Source organism: Jiangella mangrovi, from assembly GCF_014204975.1.
In the GTDB taxonomy this organism is placed as follows: Bacteria; Actinomycetota; Actinomycetes; order Jiangellales; family Jiangellaceae; genus Jiangella; species Jiangella mangrovi.
The window spans coordinates 1,745,814-1,763,742 of sequence record NZ_JACHMM010000001.1 but is presented as its reverse complement, the minus strand read 5'-3'; the positions used below and the strand labels follow the sequence as shown (position 1 = coordinate 1,763,742).

Below are 17,929 nucleotides of genomic sequence, written 5' to 3'. Positions count from 1 at the left end.
TATTGACTCACGACACTAGGTACGTCCGGCGGGATCAGAGGAGCTAGCTGGATGCGGTTCGTGCTTGGCACGTTGACGGCGACCCCTTGGCACGTGGGGCATGAGCCCATGCGCCTGATTCGTCCCATGTGTAGAGCGCTGCAACGTGCCAAGGCCCGATGGGTGCGCGTACGGACAGCGTGGGTGGGAGATCACTGCGTGATCTGTGTGGCGATGCTGTCGCTCCAACGACATTTTCTTCACACACTCAGTGCACTGATCTCACACCGTTGCCTGGCCACCCGCCGTGCGCGCCTTCGCCGAGCGCGCGGCCGCTGCCGCCGTCAGCGGAACCGGGCGTTCGCCGGATGGTCGGGCAGGTTGACGACGATCGCCTCGCCGCTGGTGCGCGCGACCACGATCCGCGCGATCTCGGTCAGCGCCGGGTTCTCCTCGACGTGGATCGCCCCGCCCGGTACGTAGACGAAGTCGCCGGCCTCGGCCACGACGTGCTCCGTCAGGCCGGGGCCGAACCACCAGCGTGTGACGCCGTCGAGCACCAGGACGCCGGTCTCGGAGTCGCCGTGGTGGTGCACCTCGGTCGCGTGGCCGGCGGGCAGCTCGGCGATCCCCATCCAGAGGCCGGACGACCCGGTCATCGACGTCGAGACGGCGGACAGGCGGACTAGCCCGCCCGCCGTCTGGGCGGTGTTGCCGGACAGCTCGCCGCGGCGGACCAGCCGCACGCTCGCCTCGCTCATCCCTGAGTCCCTTCCACGGGCAGGAACACCCGCATGGTCGACGGTCCGCGCAGCCCCCACAGGTACAGCGGCACCAGCGTCAGCTCCTCGTCGCCCGCCGAGGCCGGAGGCGCCTCCGGGCCGTACGGCCAGGCCGGCACCGTGGTCTCGACGGTCGTGCGGACGGTGGTGGCGATGCCGACGGCGCCCGGGTCCAGTCCGGCGACGCCGGCGGGGACCTCGGTGAGCTTGGGCCGCGGGTCCGGCAGCGTGTGCCGGGCCTCGGCGACGCCGCCGGGCACCTCGGCGCAGTAGACCAGCGGACCGCGCTCGACGGCGACCGTCCCGCGCACCGCGTCGACCCGCGGGTCCGGGACCGTCAGCCGGGGCTCGACGTCCAGCGTCAGCCGCAGCCGGTCGCCGGGCCGCCAGTTGCGCCGCGCCCGCGCCATCCCCGGCACGACGGCGCGGACGTCGCCCGCCACCTCGATCCGGGCCGACCGCGCCCATGCCGGGACCCGCAGCGCGAGCTCCCAGTCGCGTCCGTCGGCCTCGACCACCTCGATCTCGACGGTGCCGTCCCACGGGTAGGACGTGTGCACGCGCAGGACGACCCGCTGGCCGGCGACGTCGGTCGCGATCCGCGACGCCGTCAGCTGGTGCAGCTGCAGCCCGCCGGCGTCGGTCGTCGCCACGTACCCCGAGAACGACGCGAACAGCCGGGCCAGGTTCGTCGGGCAGCAGGACACCCAGAACCAGGGCGCGCGGGGCGTGTCCTTGCGGAACGGCGCCTCGTCGTCGCCGGGCTCGGGCAGCGGGTGCCGGACCTGCAGCGGGTTGACGTACAGGAACCGCTGCCCGCTGGGGTGCAGCGCCGTCGCGACCATGTTGAACAGCGCGCGCTCGGCGTAGTCGGCGAACCGCGGCTCGCCGGTGGCCAGCGTGAACCGCCAGGCCGCCATGACGCCGGCGATGGCGCCGCAGGTCTCGGCGTAGGCCCGCTCGGTGGGCAGTTCGTAGTCGTTGCCGAACGACTCGCCGAGGTGGCGCGAGCCCATGCCCCCGTGCAGGTAGGTGCGCGTGGCGATGGTGTGGTCCCACTGGCCGACGAGGTGGTCGACCAGCGCGTCGTCGCCGGTCTCGACGGCGTGGTCGACGGCGCCCGCCGTCAGGTAGAGCGCCCGGACGGCGTGCCCGCGCAGGACGTCGACGTCGCGGAGCGGCCGGTCGTCGAGGTAGTACTCGGGGCCGATGGCGTGGTGCTCGAGGGTGTCGTGGCCGCGGCGGGCCAGGAACTTCCCGGCGAGGTCGAGGTAGCGCTCGCGGCCGGTGGCCCGGGCCAGCTCGACCAGCGCGGCCTCGACTTCGGGGTGGCCGTCGATCCGAGTGTCATCGGTATCGCCGAACGTCGCGACGGCGTGGTCGGCGGCGGCGAGCACGGCCGCCGTCAGGTCGTCCTCGACCCCGCCCCGCAGCCGCGCCACACCGGCCTGGATGAGGTGGCCGTAGCAGTACAGCTCGAAGCCGTGGCTGAGGTTCGTGTACTTCTCCGCGGCGTGGCGGTGCCCGAACCAGGTGTTGAGGTAGCCGTCGGGCTCCTGGGCCGAGCGGATCAACGCACCCAGATCGGCCAGCCGCTCGCCCGCGGGACCCTCCGGCGTGCGGCTCGCCTCCCAGGCCAGCGCCTCGGCGGTCTTGTACACGTCGGCGTCGGTGAACAGCTTGCCCTGACGCGGCCGCGCGTCCTCGCCCGCCGCCGCCCGCCGGAACGCGTCCGTCCAGCCCAGCCGGTCGATCCAGTCCAGCGCGTGCGGCAGGACGGTGCTCGCGTTGAGGTCCTGCCGGGCCTTCCAGAACCCGTCCTCGAGGACGACGTCGCCGGCCGGGACCGGGGTCAGCCGCCCGCGCGACGGAGCGACCGGCAGGCCGCGCTGCGGGTGGGACGGGTCGGGCATGGAGTCTCCTGGCAGGTGAGGGGAGTCGGGGACGGCGGACGGCTCAGCCACGCAGCGCCCCCGCGAGCAGGCCGCGGACGTAGTGCCGCTGCAGCAGCAGGAACAGCACGACGCAGGGCAGCGCCGACACGATGACGCCGGCCTGCAGCGCGCCGAGGTCGACGGCGCCGAAGTCGCCCGAGCGCAGGCTGACCAGCGCGATCGGCAGCGTGAACCGCGAGCCGTCGTTGAGCAGGATGAGCGGGGTGAGGAACTCGTTCCAGGCGGCGAAGAACGCGAACAGCCCGACGGTGACGACGCTCGGTACGACGGCCGCGAGCGACACCCGAAGCATGGCCCGCGTCTCCGAGCAGCCGTCCAGCATGGCCGCCTCCTCGAGCTCCTCCGGCACCGCGGAGAACGCGATGCGCATCATGAACACCGAGAACGGCAGCTGGAACATGATCATCACCAGCGCGACGCCGATCAGCGTGTTCTGCAGGCCGAGGTCGCCGAGCAGCACGTAGAGCGGGATCAGGATCGTCGGGTGCGGGATCATGAGGATCGCCAGGATCAGCACGAAGATCAGGTTCTTGCCGCGGAAGGAGTAGCGGGCGAACCCGTAGCCGGCCGGGATCGCCAGCGCCAGCGACCCCGCCACCGTGATGACGGTGACGACGGCGCTGTTCCACAGGTACGTCAGCAACCCGGCGCCGAAGTCGGCCAGCTTGCCGTAGTTGGCCGTGGTGAGGCTGCCACCGTCGGTCAGCGACAGAATCGCGGCGCGCAGCAGCGGGAACGCGAACAGCAGTGCGAGCAGTGCGGCCAGCACGCCGCCGGCGACACCGGTGGTGCGGCCCCACCGGCGCCTCGGCCGGGCCACAGCGGCGGGCGAGCCGTTCGCCGTCGTCGATGGGGAGGTCAGGGTGGTCACGGCGGTCACCTCTCCCGGCGCAGGGCGAGTAGCTGGACGAGGTTGAGGACGATCAGGCCGGCGAGCACGACCATCGAGATGGCGGCGGCCGAGCCCAGGTCGAGGAACGAGAACGCCTCGCGCACGATGACGATCACCAACGTGACGGTCGCGTTGTCCGGGCCGCCGTTGGTCAGCACGTAGAACTGCTCGAACGCCAGCAGCGCGCCGGTGATGATGAGGATCGTGCACAGCGCCAGCGACGGACGCAGCAGCGGCAGCGTCACGTGCCGCAGCGTCTGCCACCGGTTCGCGCCGTCGAGGCGGGCCGCCTCGTAGACGTCGTCGGGGATCGACTGCAGCCCGGCCAGCAGGATCAGCATGTAGAACCCGGCGAACCGCCAGGTCATCATGATGACGACCGAGAGGAACGCCGTCCCCGGCTGGCCGAGCCAGTCGATGGGTTCGTCGATGAAGCCGAGGCCCGTGAGCGCGTCGTCCACCGGCGACAGCCCGGCGAAGTACAGCTCGTAGAAGAGCAGCGCCGCCGACGTCAGGCCCACCGCGGCCGGCAGGAAGAACGCCGTCCGCAGCAGGCCGACGCCGCGCCGCGGACGCCGGACCAGCATCGCCAGCCCGAGCGCCACCGCGAGCAGCACGACCAGGATCACCGCGGCGTACTTGGCGGTGAACCCGAGCGCCTGGCCGACGAGGTCGTTGTCGGCGATGCCGCGGTAGTTCTCCAGGCCGGTGAAGGACGGCTCGCCCAGCAGCGGCCAGTCCGACACCGACATCCGCGCGGCCAGCAGCAGCGGCACGACGAACAGGCCGAGCGCCACCAGCAGGGCGGGCAGGACGAGCAGGAATCCGGTGCGCGGACGGCGGATGCTGTGCCGCCGTCCGCGCCGCCGGGTGAGGGCGATCGCGCTCACGTGGCTCCGATCAGTTCCGTTGCAGCGAGTCGTTCACGGCGCCGTTGAGCTCCGGCACCTCCGAGCCCGGGTCGTCGCCGAACAGCCCGGCCCGGATCAGCGGCAGCCCCGGCCCGTTGGGGTCGTTGAACGTCTGGAAGAAGTTCACGGCGTACGGCGTGCGGCCCTCGCCGACCAGCTCGTTGAGCAGCACCAGTCGCGGGTCCTGCTCGGAGTACTGGTTCGACGCGAGGTCGGTGCGGACGGTGAGGTTCTTGCCCTTGGCCATGACCTCGAGCTGCGCCTCCTCGCTCAGCGTCCACTGGACGAAGTCCCAGGCGGCGTCCGCCTGCTCCGACGACGAGGAGATGCCGAGCACGTCGCCGCCCACGAAGGACGAGCGGCCGCCGTCGACGCCCGGGATGGGGACGACGCCGATGCTGAGCGCGTCGCTCTCGGGAATGGTGGCCAGCGCCTTGGAGCCGAGCAGCGAGAACGCGGCCTGGCCGGTGGCGAACGGCTCGTTCTGGGTCGGGCCGGCCTCGTTGCGCGCGGCCTCCGGGATGGCGCCGTCGGCGACCATCTGGTTGTAGGCCTCGAAGACCTCCAGCGCCTCCGGCTGGTCCAGCAGCGACTCGGTGCCGTCCTCGCTGAGGACCTCGGCGCCGGACGCCCAGATGGACGGCCAGATGGTGAAGACCAGGCAGCCGCCGCAGTTGCCGGCGACGTAGAGGCCCTGGACGTCCGGATTCGCCGCCTGGATGGTGGCGATGTTGTCCGCGAGCGCCTGCAGCGTCGGGGCGGGATCGGCCGGGTCGACGCCGGCGGCCTCGAGGATCTTCGTGTTGACGTAGAGCGCCGAGGTGTCGACGACGTGCGGAACGGCGTAGCGCTGGTCATCGACCGTGCCCGCGTCGATGTGCGACGGCGCCAGCGCGTCGGCGTAGTCGAGCGAGTCGATGCGGTCGCCGATGTCCTGCCAGAGGCCGAGCTGCGCGTAGTTGGGCGCCTCGACGACGTTGGCGGCCAGCAGGTCGGGCAGCTCACCGCCGCCGGCGGCCGCGGTCACCTTCTGCAGGTAGCTGTCGAAGGGGACGACGGTCAGCTCGATCTGGTTCTCATGGGTGGCGTTGTACGCCTCGACCAGGGCCTCGGTCTGCGGTGCGGTGACCGAGCGGGCCCACATGGTGAGGGTGGCGCCGGTGTCGCCGCTCTCGGGCGCGGCGCCGTCGTCCGTGCTGCCGCCGGTCTGCTCGTCGGTGCTGGCCGAGTCGCCGTCGGAGCCGCAGGCGGCCAGCAGCAGTGCCGTCGCCGCGATGGCCGCGGCGAGGCGGGCTCGTCGTTGAGCCATGATCTCCTCCTGATGTGATCCTTAACATTTTGGCGATGCATGCGGTACTGGGATGGATTGCGTTGTTCCGGGGTGGTTCGGCCCGCCCGTCGGGCCTCAGTTGGACGGGGGTGGGGCGGTGCTGGCGCGCAGGATCAGGCTCGGCGGCGCGAGGGTCACGCTCTCGACACCCTCGCGCGTGCCGCTCTCGATCTGGCGCAGCGCCAGCCGGACGGTGTGCCGGCCCAGCTCGGCGAAGTCCTGGCGCAGCGTGGTGAGCGCCGGCCGGTAGTACGCGGCGTCGGGGACGTCGTCGAAGCCGACGACGCTGACGTCCTCGGGGCTGGTGATGCCGCGCTCGGCCAGCGCGTGGAACAGCCCGAGTGCCATCTGGTCGTTGGCGCTGAACACCGCGGTGACGTCGTCGCGACCGGCCAGGGCCAGCCCCGCCGCGTACCCCGACCGCGCCGTCCAGTCGCCCTCGACGGGGGGTGGGACCTCGCGGCCGGCCTTGCGCAGCGTCTGCTCCCAGACGGTGCGCCGGATGTCGGCCTCGGCCCAGCCGGCCGGCCCGGCGATGTGGTGTACCGTCCGGTGACCCAGGCTGAGCAGGTAGTTCACCGCCTGGCTGACGCCGGGTCCGGAGTCGTAGGAGACGCTCGGCACGCCCGTGGAGCGCAGCCCGCCCACCGTCACCAGCGGCAGGTCGGACGGCAGCGGGCCGAGCAGCGGCTGGTCCTCCGGGTGCGGGTCGACCACGATGACGGCGTCGACCAGCTGCTGTCGCAGCGACTCAACGGCCTCGCGCAGGGTGCTGCGGGCCATCGGCGGGAGGTTGAGGATGCGCAGCCCGTAGCCGGCCGAGCGTGAGTCCTGCTCGACGTGGCGCAGTGCCGACGCCGGGCCGTACAGCTCCTCGTTCAGCACCACCAGGCCGAGCGTGCGGGACCTTCTGGTGATCAGCGTGCGGGCGGCGACGTTGGGGGAGTAGCCGAGCACCCGCATCGCCTCGCGCACCCGTTCCCGGGTGGCGGGGCGAACCCGCGGGCTCTCGTTGAGCACGCGCGACACCGTCTGGTGCGAGACCCCGGCATGCCGGGCGACCGCATGGATGTCCGGCGGGCGGTTCGCCTTGCCGTCTGCGGGTCGCTCGGTCATGGGAGCAAATGTGAACCATCACATTCGGTTCGTCAACCGGTGACGGGCGTCACGCATATAGTCATACAAAATGATGAATGGTAAGTTGCGCCGCGTGAGCGAGGTTCGGGTGAGCGACGGCGTCGTGCTGGCGCCGCGGTACCGCGGCAGGGTGGCACTGGTCACCGGTGCCGCGTCGGGCATCGGGGCGGCGACGGCGGCCCGTCTGGCGGCCGAGGGGGCGCACGTCGTGCTGGCGGACGTCGACGAGGACGCGGTGGGTGCCGCTGCCGGGTCGGCGGCCGAGGCCGCGTCGGCGTCCGGGTTCGGTGGCGGTGCGTCGAGCGTGGTGCTGGACGTCGCCGACGCGGACGGGTGGGCGGGTGTGGCCGGGCGGCTGGCTGGTTCGCACGGCCGCTTGGATCTGCTGCACTCGAACGCCGCCATCGCGGTCATCTCGCCGGCCGACGAGTTGGCGATCGCGGACTGGGACCGGCAGGTGGCGGTCAACCTGACGGCGACGTTCCTGGCGGTGCGGTCGCTGGCCGGGTTGCTGCGCGCGTCGCGAGGGTCGATCGTGCTGACGTCGTCGGTACACGCGCATCGAGGGCTGCCCGGGCGGCCGGCGTACGCGGCGACCAAGGGCGCGCTGCTCTCGCTGGGCCGCCAGCTCGCCGCCGACTACGGACCCGAGCTGCGGGTGAACACCGTCGTCCCCGGCCCCATCCTCTCGCCCGCCTGGGACGAGGTCACTGACACCGACCGCGAGCGCAGCATCCGCGCGACGACGCTCGAGCGGTTCGGCCGCCCCGACGAGGTCGCGTCGGTGGTCGCCTTCCTGGGCTCCGATGACGCGTCCTACGTCACCGGGGCGAGTCTGGTCGTCGACGGCGGGTGGAGCGTGACGGCGGACTCGGCGTGAGCGGGTCGCCGTTTCGCGGCATCCACGGGGCGGTCGTCGCGCACCTCGGCGAGCTGATCGTCCGCGGCGACGTCGCGCCCGGGGCCACGCTCGACCCCGCCCAGCTGGAGCGCGAGCTGGGCGTGAGCCGCACCGTCGTCCGCGAGGCCCTGCGCGTCCTGTCCGCCAAGGGCCTGGTCGACGCCCGGCCCAAGCGCGGCACCGTCGTCCGCTCACGCGAGAAGTGGTCGCTGCTCGACGCCGACGTCCTGCGCTGGCAGGCGGAGCACCGCGCCGACGACGCGTTCCTGGCCGACCTCGCCGAGGTGCGCGGCATCGTCGAGCCGGCCGGGGCGCGGCTCGCGGCCACCCGCCGGACCGACACCGACCTCGCCACGTTGACCGGCGCGCTGGCGATCATGGCCGATCCGGAGGCGTCGGTCGACGCCGTCGTCGAGGCCGACCTCGTGTTCCACCGGGCGCTGCTCGCCGCCGCGGGCAACGAGCTGCTGCGGCAGATGGAGCAGGTCATCGCGACCGGGCTGCGCGCCCGCGACCTGCTGGTTCACGGCCGCGGCCCGTGGGCGGACAGCGTCCCCGCCCATCGTGCCGTCCTCGACGCCGTCGCCGCCGGGGACGCCGACGGCGCCGAGCGGGCCGTCCGTGACCTGCTGACCCAGGCCGATCGCGACGTCCACGCGATCACCGCCGAAGAGGAGACGCCATGAAGATCACCGAGATCGAGACGTTCCTGGTCGCGCCGCGCTGGCTGTTCTGCCGCGTCGCCACCGGCGAGGGGGTCGTCGGGTGGGGCGAGCCGGTGATCGAGGGCCGCGCCGACACCGTCCGCACCGCCGTCCACGAGCTCGCCGACTACCTGGTCGGCCAGGACCCGCTGCGCATCGAGGACCACTGGCAGGTCATGACGAAGTCGACGTTCTACCGTGGCGGGCCGGTGCTCTCCAGCGCGGTCGCGGGCCTCGACCAGGCGCTCTGGGACATCGCCGGCCAGGTGTACGGCGCGCCGGTGCACGCGCTGCTCGGCGGCCCCGTGCGCGACCGCGTCCGCATGTACACCTGGGTCGGCGGCGACGAGCCGGCCGAGGTCGCCGACGGCATCGCGGCCAAGGTCGCCGAGGGGTTCACCGCCGTGAAGATGAACGGGACGGCGGCGCTCGGCCCCATCGGCACCGTCGCCGAGACCGAGGACGTGCTGCAGCGGCTGGCCGCGGCCCGCGAGGCGCTCGGCCCGGACCGCGACGTCGCCGTCGACTTCCACGGCCGGGTCTCGCCGGCCAACGCGCGCCGGCTGCTGCCGCTGATGGCGCCGTTGCACCCGCTGTTCGTCGAGGAGCCGGTCCTGCCGGAGCTCGGGGCGCAGTTCGCCTCGGTCGTCGCGTGCAGCTCGGTGCCCATCGCGACCGGCGAGCGGCTGTTCGGCCGGCGCGAGTTCGTCGAGCCGCTGGCCGCCGGGGTCAGCGTCGTTCAGCCGGACATCTCGCACGCGGGCGGCATCTCCGAGGTCCGCCGCATCGCCGCGCAGGCCGAGGTGGCCGGCGCGAGTCTGGCGCCGCACTGCCCGCTCGGCCCGATCGCGCTGGCCGCGAGCCTGCAGGTGGCGTTCGCGACGCCGAACTTCCTCATCCAGGAGCAGAGCCTCGGCATCCACTACAACGTCGGGAACGACCTGCTCGACTACCTCGTCGACCCCGCCGTCTTCCGCTTCGTCGACGGATACGTGGAGCGGCCGATGGCCCCAGGTCTCGGCATCGCGATCGACGAGGCCGCCGTCCGCCGCGCCGACGAGGCCGGGCACCGCTGGCGCGCCCCGGTCTGGCGGCATCGCGACGGCTCGTTCGCCGAGTGGTGAGGGCGGTGGGGGTGTCGGCGACGGCGTCTACGATGCGCTCGTGGCGACCCGGCTGGGGCTCGACGACCATGTGACGCTGCTGCTGCACAGCGGCGCGGTGCTGCATGACGCGGCGGGCCGGGCAGGGCTCGGCGCGCCGGTGCCCACCTGCCCCAGGTGGGACGTGCGGGCGCTCGTCACCCACCAGGGCATGGTGCACCGCTGGGCCGCGGCGCACCTGCGCGGCGAGAAGGACCACGACACCCAGGCCTCGGTGACGGCGGCAGCGGCGGCGCCGGACCTGCTCGCCTGGTTCGCCGCCGGCCTCGACGCGCTGACGGCGACCATCGCGGCCACGCCCGACGACGCCGAAGCCATGGTCTTCCTGAAGGACGCGCCGCCGCCGCGCCGGTTCTGGGCTCGCCGGCAGGCGCACGAGACCACCATCCACAGCGCGGACGCGCTGGCGGCGGCGCTCGGCCGGGTGCCGGTCGCGGCCGACCTGGACATCGCGGCGGAGCTGGCGGCCGACGGCGTCGACGAGCTGCTGAGCGGCTTCATCACCCGCGGCCGCGGCAAGCTGAGCACCGACGAGCCCTACACGATCGCCGTGCGGGCCACCGACACCGGTGACGCGTGGACGCTGCGGGTCGAGCCGGACTCCCTGACGACGACGGCGGGCGCCGGCGCGGGCGGGCCCGCGGACGCGGAGCTGTCCGGGACCGCGCTGCAGCTCTACCTGGGCCTGTGGAACCGCGGCGACGAACTCACGGCCACCGGGCGGGCGAACGTGCTGCGCGACTGGCGGGCGCAGGTGCGGGTGCGCTGGAGCTGACCCGGCGCCCGCGCATCAGAGGGCGGACTGGCCGTTGAACTGCTGCGGCGGGTCGTCCGAGGACCCGCCCAGACTCATGATCGCGACGACTGCGCCGACGGCGATGGCGAGGCCGATGAGGATGACGACCGCCAGCTCCGTCCGGTAGCGGCGTTCTTCCGATGCCTTGTGCTGACTCACGGTGCCCCCCGAGAAGTCCACGTACTGAGAAGATTCGTCCCAAGGTCATACTTTACGAACACTGTCAACCGAAACGCGGAGATCATTCCCGTTTCGTGGTCCACTGAATCCTGGACATCCCGACGTTGTCGGACGCCCGTGCCAGGATCGGATCCGTGCTCACCATCAGCCCCGAACAGCGCCGCCTGCGACTGCTGCGCCGCCACCGGTTGGCGCGCGAGGCCCAGGCGGCGACGGTCGCCCAAGCCGTCGCAGGCATGGTCGTCCTGCACGCCACCGACCAGGCGTCGGTGTACCTGTCCGCGCTGGCCAGGGTGCCCACGGCCACGCTCGACGACGTCTCCGCCGCGCTCTACGAGGACCGGTCGGTGGTCAAGCTCATCGCCATGCGCCGCACCATGTTCGTGACGCCGGCCGACTTCGTGCCGGTCGTGCACAGCGCGGCCGGGCTGGCCATCGCCCAGCGGCTGCGCAAGCAACTGGTCCAGCACCTGAGCACGCTGCCCACCGACCCTCCGCTCGAGGGCGACGTCGCCGCCTGGCTGGCCGACGTCGAGACCAGCACCGAGAAGGCGCTCGACGAACGCGGCGAGGCACTGGCCACCGAGCTGGCCAAGGCCGAGCCCCGGCTGCGCACCGCCATCCTGCCCACCACCGAGAAGAAGTGGGACGTCAAGCAGAACATCACCAGCCGCGTGCTCACGCTCATGGGCGCCGACGGCCGCATCGTGCGCGGGCGCCCCGCGGGCACCTGGCTGTCGCGGCAGCACCGGTGGGCGTCGGTGCGCGGCCTCTGGCCCGACGGCCTGCCCGACCTCCCCGAGGCCGAGGCCCGCGTGGCGCTGGCCCGGCGCTGGCTGCAGGTGTTCGGCCCGGCCACGGTCACCGACCTGCAGTGGTGGACGGGGTGGACGCTCGGGGTCACGCGGCAGGTCCTGGCCGCACTCGACACCGTCGACGCCGACCTCGACGGCGCGGCGGGGGTCGTCCTGGCCGACGACACCGAGCCCGAGGCCGACGTCGCTCCGGTGGCCACGCTGCTGCCCGCCCTCGACCCCACGCCCATGGGCTGGCAGCAGCGCGACTGGTACCTCGGCCCGCACCGCGACGCCCTGTTCGACCGCAACGGCAACATCGGGCCGACGGTGTGGTGGGGCGGGCGGGTGGTCGGCGGCTGGGGCATGGGCCAGGGCACCGTCCGGTGGCGGCTGCTCGAGGACGCCGGCGCCGAGGCCGCGGCCGCCGTCGAGCAGGCGGCCGGCGAGCTCGAGCCTCGGCTGGGCGGCGCCACGGTCATCCCCAGCTTCCGCACCCCGCTGGAACGCGAGCTCGCCGGCTGACGGTCAGGGCGTCCTCGTGGCCGGGCCGGTGCTGTCCTGGTTGTGCAGTGCCAGCCAGCGGCCCCGCTCGAAGACGAACGTCACGCCGATGACCAGCGGCTCCGGGTGCGCGCCCGGCGACGGCGTGTAGACGGAGTCGAACAGCACGAAGCCCGTGCTGCAGCCGCGGACCTCGCGGGTCAGTTCGTCGAAGGTCTGGGTCCAGTCCGGCACGGCGAAGAACCGCTCGATGAAGCCCATCGTCTGGTCCTTGCCGTACAGGACGTCGCCGGTCGCGAAGATCGCGGTGACGTCCTCGTGCAGGACCGCGGCGAACCCCTCGGCGTCGCGGTCGTACGTCGTCTGCACGTAGGCGTCGACGGCGCGGTCGAACGCCTTGGCGCACAGCCGGTGCGGCAGTCCCGTGCTTGACGCCTCGGCGCCGGCGTCGGCGTGCGAGGCGGCGGGCAGTGCTGCGGCGGCGAGGACGGCGATGGCCGGCAGCGCGATGCGGGCGCGGATCTTCATGGGTGCTCCTCTCGGGGACGGTGCGCCCGAGTCAAGAGCAGCCCGCCGCGGTCGGCGAAGAGATTCGACCTGGGTCGAATCGGGACGGCCGGGGTTATCGTGCAGTCGTGATCGTGGTGGACGTCGACAGCGCCAGCCTCGCGAAGGTGCGGTTGACGCCGTCGCCGGCCTATGAGCTGGTCGGCTGGCTGATGCTCGCGGCGCAGGGGCGACGGCACCCCGTCTTCGGCGACCCCGGTCCGGCGGCGCGGACGGCGCTGCGCGATCCGCGGACGGCGCTGGTCGCGGCGGTGCTGCCGCAGGCGGGCCGCGGCTACATCCCCGACCTCCTCACGCCGCAGCCCCCGGCCGGGCGCCGGGCGCATCTGCTCGCGGCCCAGCTCGACGCCGTCGCCGCCACGCCACCGGACGTCGTCGCGCAGCAGCTGGAGTGGTGCGCGGCCGAGCGGGCGCTGCCGGGCGAGGTGCGCGCGGCCGCCCTGACCGGCACGTTCGCCTCCCGCGTCGCCGAGGGCATGCGGGCGTTCTGGCGCGCGACGCTCGCCGACGGCTGGGGTGCGCTGCAGGGCACGCTCGACGCCGACATCCGCGTCCGTTCGCACCGGCTGGCCGAGTACGGCGTCGGCGACGTGCTCGCTGGCCTGCACCGGGATCTGCGCTGGTCGGCCGGCCGGCTCGAGGTGCGCAAGCCGTACCACGAGCGGCTCGCCCTGCACGACGACGAGCTCGTGCTGGCACCGTCGGCCCTGCGCTGGCCGGCGCTGAGCGTGCAGGTCTGCGCACCCGGCAACGCCGTCCTCTGCTATCCGGCCGACGGCCTGGGCGCGGACGCCGCGGCCCCGGCGGGTGCCGTGGGGCGCCGTCATCGCCGGGCGGTGTCGGCGCTGCTCGGGACCACCCGTGGCGCACTGCTCTGCGACCTCGCCGAGGCGCGGTCGACCGGCGACCTCAGCACGCGGCACGGCCTCTCGCCGGCCACCGTCTCGCACCACCTGGGCGTCCTGCTGCGCGCCGGGCTCGTCCACCGGACCCGGGACGGGCGCGTGGTCCGCTACCAGCGCAGCACCCGTGGCGACGTGCTGGTCGGCGACTGACCGCGTGCACGCTGTCGGCGGCTGCGCCTAGGCTCGGGGCATGTGCCGCAACATCAGACCGCTCAACAATCTCGCCCCGCCGGCCACCAACGACGAGGTGTACGACGCCGCGCTGCAGTTCGTGCGCAAGCTGGCCGGCACCCGTACCCCGTCGCAGGCCAACCGCGAGGCGTTCGACCACGCCGTCGAGGAGATCGCGCACACCACGCGGCACCTGCTCGACGCCCTCGTCACCAACGCCCCGCCGCGCGACCGCGAGGTCGAGGCCGCCAAGGCGCGGGCGCGCTACGAGGCGCGCATCGCGGCCGGCGCGCCGCGCTGACGGCTGCCGGTCACACTCCGCCCCGGCGCAGCTCGTCGAGCAGCGCCGGGCGTCGGCGGTAGCGGTCGCGCAGTTCGGCGACGTACGCGTCGAACTCCCGCGAGTCCGCCTTGGCCGCGGCGTCGCGCATGCTCCGCAGGAACCGTGCGGCCGTCTGGTAGTTGCCGCGATCGCCGGCGAGCACGCACTTCTCGACGAGACGGCGGTAGTGCGGCAGCGTCGACGCCGGGTCGATTCGCACCCGCGCGCGGAACAGCCGCCGCCACAGGTCGGGGTCGAAGTCGATGCGCTCGGGCATCGTCTCGGCGGCGGCCCACGCCGCGGCCGAGTCGCCCTGGCGCAGCAGGGTCGACACCCAGCCCCGTGGATCGGCCGCGAGCAGCACCGGGTCCGCGTTCTCGCGGTCGGCCGCCCACGTGCCGGCGGTGGTCGCGGCGCGCTCGAAGGCCGCGTAGGTGGTCGTCGACGGGCGGTGGTGGAAGTCGTCTCGACGAAGCTGGGCGACCTCGTCCACGGCACCGCGCCGCCGCGCGTCCGCGACCAGTCGCTCGACCAGTGGTCCGACGGCAGGCGACAGCGGGTCGGCGGTGACTCCCGCACGGGCCTGCGCCAGGGCCAGGTCGGCGTGGCCGGCCTCCTCCAGCGCCCTCACGAGGTCTTCGACCAGGAAGGCGTGGCGCAGATCGGCGCCGAAGTGCGCCATGACCTCGGCCGGGTCCCTGCTCAGGATCGCCAGCCGGCCGCGCGCATGGCGGACCGCCGACCCATGGCTCTGCTCGTCGGCCCGGTCGACCAGGCGACGGTAGAGATCGATCCCGGCCGGCCCGACGGCGTCCGCATACTGATCGATGTCGACGGTGACGAAGTCCTGCGGGCCGGCGAACATGAGGCGGAACAGCCATCGGGCCAGCGCTGCCGACGCCTTGCGGTCGAGCGACGCGTGCACGGCCGCGGTCACGTGGGCATCGAGCAGCCGGCCGATCTGCATGCCCTGGCCGCCGGACGAGTCGTCGCTGCGCAGGATGGTGCGGATCGCTTGGTCGATGGCGGTCTGCACGACGACCAGCAGCTCGGCCGAGGGCGCTCGGGTGCACCACTCCTCGAGGAGCCGGACGGTCGCCTCGGCGTCGTCGGCGTAGGCGTTGGCCTGGTCGTAGTCGTAGAAGCGCCGTCGCGGGGTGAACACGCGCCTCACCTCGTCGGCGAGCTCGCCGACGTCGTCACCGACGGCGGGGCGCGGCTCGAACCGGTCGAGCTCGACCGGGCCGGCGGGCGCTGCGCTGCCCGAGCCGCCGGACGCCGCCAGGGCGACCGCGACGCAGTGCTTGCAGAACGCTCCGGTGACGCCGACCGGGCAGTCGCAGAACCAGCTCTGCTTCGCCGCGACCAGTTCGACCCGGTAGTCGTCCGTGCCGCGCACCACGGCGGTGAGCCTGGCGCCGTCGTCGATCAGGTCGACCACCCGGCCGCCGACGGCGTAGGCCCGGCCGCGCTCGACGGTGCGCGCGTCGGCCAGCTCGCCGAGGGCGCCGATCCAGGACATGTCCGCGCTCACTCCAGGTTCAGTGCCACCGGGGTGCCGATCTCGACGGTCCGGCTCACCGTGCACAGGCGATCGTGCGACTTCTTGACGGCGTCGGGCAGCACCTCGCGCGCGGCGTCGCCCTCGTCGCCGTCGGGGAAGCTGATCCGGATCGACACCTCGATGTTCTCGAGCCGGTTGCCCTGCTCGTCGCGGATCTTGGTCGCCGTGGTCTCCATCTCGAACACGTCGGGCTCGGCCCGGCGCGACGTGATGAGGTCGATGTCGATGGCCGAGCAGCCGGCTATCGCGGTGAGCAGCAGTTCGACGGGCGTGAAGTCGCCACCGTCGCCCTGCCCGAAGGACAGCTCGCCGCCGCGGGCATTGGTCGCGACGTAGCGGCGCTCGCCGACCCGCCGCAGGGACACCGTTCGTCGTGCGTTCTCAGCCATGCGGCCAAGCCTGTCACGCGCCCCGCTCGGGCCCGGGCAGCGGCCCGGCGATGGTCGAGTGGTGCTCGAACAACTCGCGCGCGACCTGCCGTCCGGCGTCGGCCAGCGCCGGCGGGTCGGTGACGAACGCCTCCGGTCCGGCGGTCAGCAGCAGGATGCCGAGCCGGCGCTCGACCGGCGGCAGCAGCCGCACCCGCAGCTTCACCGACTCCGCGTCCTCGTCCAGGAGCTCCGAGCCCTCGGCGAACCGGTCCACCACCCAGCGGGCGTCCTGCGGGACCACCAGCTCGACCTGCTGCTCGTACCGGGTGCCCGCCAGCCGGTCGTCGATCTCGGGCGGGCGCTCGAAGGTCTCGTCGAGCACCGTCGCCTCGCGGATGCCGGTGAGCAGGAAGCTGCCCACGACCCGCCCGTCGGCGGACATACCGGCGTCGACCTCCCAGCCGCGCCGGGTCCGCAGCAGACGGTATGGCGCGATGCGGTGCTCGCGGCTGTCGTCGCGCCACACGGGCGTGTAGTCGATACGCACCCAGCGGCGCTGCTTGATCGCCTCGACGAGCCGGCCGGCGAGTTCGGCCTTCCAGTGGTCGTCGACCGGCCGGATGCCCCGCAGCATCGTGCCGCCGAGCGCTCGCAGGGCGCCGTCGAGCACGTCGTTGTCGGGCTCCAGCGACAGCAAGGCCTGCCCGGCGCGATAGATGTTGGCCAGCTCGGCCGGCGACGTGTGCACCACGCCGATCTCGGCCGCGGGCCGCTCGGTCGACGCGCGCACCAGCTCGGCCACCGCGGGGTCGGCCTCGTCGACCTCGCCGTCGCGGTCGAGGAACTCGATGCGCACCTGCCGCAGCGGGCCGGGATCGAACGCGGCGCTGTCAGCGCAGTAGAACGCCACGATCTCGTCGCGCAACGTCTGCTCGTCGACGTCCAGCTCGGCCGCCAGCCGGCTCAACGGGACGCCGTCGGGGTGCATGGTCAGGATCTGGAGCGCGTGCGCGACCCGCTCGAAACGGCGGACGAACACGGGCGTGGTCATCGTCATGGGTCAGTCCAGGAGGGATTCCAGCTCCGTGAGGAGCTCGCTGCGGATGCTCTCGGGCCCGAGCACGCGGACGCGCGGGCCGAGTTCGTAGACGCGGTTGCGGAACGCCGACCGGTGCGTCACCCGGATCGTCAGCCGGACCACGTCGTCGTCGACCTCGCGGTACGACGGCGTGCCCAGCAGCGTCTCGACCTGGTTGCGGTGCGCCGGGGTCGTCTCGACGGTGACGTCGACCGGCTCGTCGACCCCCCAGGTCAGCGGGTCGAGCTCATCGCGGTACGGCTCGTGCCGCGGGTCCGCGGTGCGCGGCAGGTCGACGCGGACGGCGGACATGCGATCGGTGACGAACTGCTTGTCCTTCTCGCTGCCGTCCTCATGGCCGACCAGGTGCCAGCCCGACGTGCCCGGATAGACGAAGTGCGGATGCACGACGCGGAGCCGCTGCTTGTAGACGAACCGCAGCCGGCACCGTCGCTCCAGCGCGTACAGCACCTTGTCGAGGGCATCGTCGCGCTGCGCGTTCTGCGCCGTGCGCAGCTCCGGGATCGGCTCGGCGCGGGTGCCCTCGATGCCGGCGCGCTCGGCGAACTCGGCGTCGCCGGCAATGAGCGCGGCGCGGGCCAGTTCGGCCTGCTGAGCCGGAGTCAATGTCAGCCGGAGCCGATTGTCGCCGGCGAACGCGCGATAGACCGCGGTCTGCCCGGGTGGCGCGGTGTTGCGGATGTTCCACCCGGCCGCGTTGAGATCTTCGATCAGCCGCTTCAACTGTCGTACATGATGCTCTTCTCCCCCACCGAACGCCGCGATCTTCAGCAGTCGCGGCGTCGGGATCCCCTTGGGCTCGGCCGCGACCAGCGCGACCAGCACTCGGGTCACCCGTTCCAATGGACCGAGTTGGTCCCGTCCTCCAGCCATGGCGCCCCTCCACAGCAACATCGGACGAT

At 73.1% G+C, this 17,929-nt stretch carries 19 protein-coding genes; 7 read left to right on the top strand and 12 right to left on the bottom strand.

What is annotated here, in order from left to right; all coding sequences use genetic code 11:
- Positions 1–323: 323 nt before the first annotated feature.
- The 6 genes from HD601_RS08165 to HD601_RS08140 all read right to left on the bottom strand — a co-directional run bounded on the left by HD601_RS08165 (position 324) and on the right by HD601_RS08140 (position 6,965).
- Positions 324–740: a cupin domain-containing protein gene (locus HD601_RS08165; RefSeq protein ID WP_184820885.1), complete on the bottom strand. Its 417-nt coding sequence runs from the start codon at positions 738–740 to the stop codon at positions 324–326.
- Positions 737–2,674 carry a glycoside hydrolase family 127 protein gene (locus tag HD601_RS08160; RefSeq protein ID WP_184820884.1) on the bottom strand — a complete coding sequence of 646 codons (1,938 nt, stop codon included), beginning with the start codon at positions 2,672–2,674 and terminating at the stop codon, positions 737–739. Before HD601_RS08160 ends, HD601_RS08165 begins: the two co-directional genes overlap by 4 nt.
- 43 nt (positions 2,675–2,717) lie before the next feature.
- Entirely contained in the window at positions 2,718–3,587 is an 870-nt protein-coding gene (locus tag HD601_RS08155; protein WP_221440697.1) for an ABC transporter permease subunit, read from the bottom strand.
- A gap of 5 nt (positions 3,588–3,592) precedes the next feature.
- Positions 3,593–4,498 (bottom strand): ABC transporter permease subunit, encoded by a 906-nt coding sequence (locus tag HD601_RS08150; RefSeq protein ID WP_184820883.1) that lies wholly within the window; start codon positions 4,496–4,498, stop codon positions 3,593–3,595.
- Between the two features lie 10 nt (positions 4,499–4,508).
- A complete protein-coding gene (locus HD601_RS08145) occupies positions 4,509–5,828 on the bottom strand; it encodes an ABC transporter substrate-binding protein (RefSeq protein WP_184820882.1) in 1,320 nt (439 codons plus the stop codon).
- 96 nt (positions 5,829–5,924) lie between these two features.
- A complete protein-coding gene (locus tag HD601_RS08140; protein WP_184820881.1) occupies positions 5,925–6,965 on the bottom strand; it encodes a LacI family DNA-binding transcriptional regulator in 1,041 nt (346 codons plus the stop codon).
- Positions 6,966–7,059: 94 nt separating this feature from the next.
- Here HD601_RS08140 and HD601_RS08135 point away from each other — a divergent pair, with 94 nt between their 5' ends.
- From HD601_RS08135 to HD601_RS08120, 4 genes are read left to right on the top strand one after another with little or no spacing between them, the layout of a single operon-like run.
- On the top strand, positions 7,060–7,866 hold the full coding sequence (locus HD601_RS08135; RefSeq protein ID WP_221440696.1) for an SDR family oxidoreductase: 807 nt from the start codon (positions 7,060–7,062) through the stop codon (positions 7,864–7,866).
- The gene (locus HD601_RS35520; RefSeq protein WP_184820879.1) at positions 7,863–8,573 is read left to right on the top strand and encodes an FCD domain-containing protein; all 711 of its coding nucleotides are present in this window, start codon (positions 7,863–7,865) and stop codon (positions 8,571–8,573) included. The genes HD601_RS08135 and HD601_RS35520 overlap by 4 nt, the downstream gene beginning before the upstream one ends.
- Positions 8,570–9,715, top strand: a complete 1,146-nt coding sequence (dgoD, locus tag HD601_RS08125) for a galactonate dehydratase (protein WP_184820877.1) — start codon at positions 8,570–8,572, stop codon at positions 9,713–9,715. The genes HD601_RS35520 and dgoD overlap by 4 nt, the downstream gene beginning before the upstream one ends.
- Before the next feature lie 40 nt (positions 9,716–9,755).
- A complete protein-coding gene (locus HD601_RS08120; RefSeq protein WP_221440694.1) occupies positions 9,756–10,529 on the top strand; it encodes a maleylpyruvate isomerase N-terminal domain-containing protein in 774 nt (257 codons plus the stop codon).
- Between the two features lie 15 nt (positions 10,530–10,544).
- On the opposite strand, the gene HD601_RS08115 is transcribed toward HD601_RS08120, so the two are convergent.
- Positions 10,545–10,709, bottom strand: coding sequence for a hypothetical protein (locus tag HD601_RS08115; protein ID WP_184820875.1), 165 nt, complete (start codon positions 10,707–10,709; stop codon positions 10,545–10,547).
- 155 nt (positions 10,710–10,864) lie between these two features.
- On the opposite strand from HD601_RS08115, the gene HD601_RS08110 reads away from it, so the two are divergent.
- On the top strand, positions 10,865–12,049 hold the full coding sequence (locus tag HD601_RS08110; RefSeq protein WP_184820873.1) for a DNA glycosylase AlkZ-like family protein: 1,185 nt from the start codon (positions 10,865–10,867) through the stop codon (positions 12,047–12,049).
- 3 nt (positions 12,050–12,052) lie between these two features.
- Here the strand turns inward: HD601_RS08110 and HD601_RS08105 are convergent, their stop codons facing one another.
- Positions 12,053–12,556 (bottom strand): YybH family protein, encoded by a 504-nt coding sequence (locus HD601_RS08105; protein WP_184820871.1) that lies wholly within the window; start codon positions 12,554–12,556, stop codon positions 12,053–12,055.
- A gap of 107 nt (positions 12,557–12,663) precedes the next feature.
- Between HD601_RS08105 and HD601_RS35515 the strand changes: the two genes are divergently transcribed.
- Together HD601_RS35515 and HD601_RS08095 are read left to right on the top strand one after the other, a co-directional pair.
- A complete protein-coding gene (locus HD601_RS35515; protein ID WP_184820869.1) occupies positions 12,664–13,650 on the top strand; it encodes a DUF5937 family protein in 987 nt (328 codons plus the stop codon).
- Between the two features lie 40 nt (positions 13,651–13,690).
- Complete coding sequence (locus tag HD601_RS08095; protein WP_184820867.1) at positions 13,691–13,972, top strand: DUF2277 domain-containing protein; 282 nt, start codon at positions 13,691–13,693, stop codon at positions 13,970–13,972.
- Positions 13,973–13,982: 10 nt separating this feature from the next.
- Here HD601_RS08095 and HD601_RS08090 read toward each other — a convergent pair whose 3' ends face one another.
- From HD601_RS08090 to HD601_RS08075, 4 genes are read right to left on the bottom strand one after another with little or no spacing between them, the layout of a single operon-like run.
- Positions 13,983–15,515, bottom strand: coding sequence for an SWIM zinc finger family protein (locus HD601_RS08090; RefSeq protein WP_184820865.1), 1,533 nt, complete (start codon positions 15,513–15,515; stop codon positions 13,983–13,985).
- A gap of 8 nt (positions 15,516–15,523) precedes the next feature.
- The gene (locus tag HD601_RS08085; protein ID WP_184820863.1) at positions 15,524–15,946 is read right to left on the bottom strand and encodes an OsmC family protein; all 423 of its coding nucleotides are present in this window, start codon (positions 15,944–15,946) and stop codon (positions 15,524–15,526) included.
- 13 nt (positions 15,947–15,959) lie between these two features.
- Positions 15,960–16,985 carry a helix-turn-helix transcriptional regulator gene (locus tag HD601_RS08080; protein ID WP_184820861.1) on the bottom strand — a complete coding sequence of 342 codons (1,026 nt, stop codon included), beginning with the start codon at positions 16,983–16,985 and terminating at the stop codon, positions 15,960–15,962.
- 3 nt (positions 16,986–16,988) lie between these two features.
- Positions 16,989–17,861: a WCX domain-containing protein gene (locus HD601_RS08075; RefSeq protein WP_184820859.1), complete on the bottom strand. Its 873-nt coding sequence runs from the start codon at positions 17,859–17,861 to the stop codon at positions 16,989–16,991.
- Between the last annotated feature and the right edge of the window lie 68 nt (positions 17,862–17,929).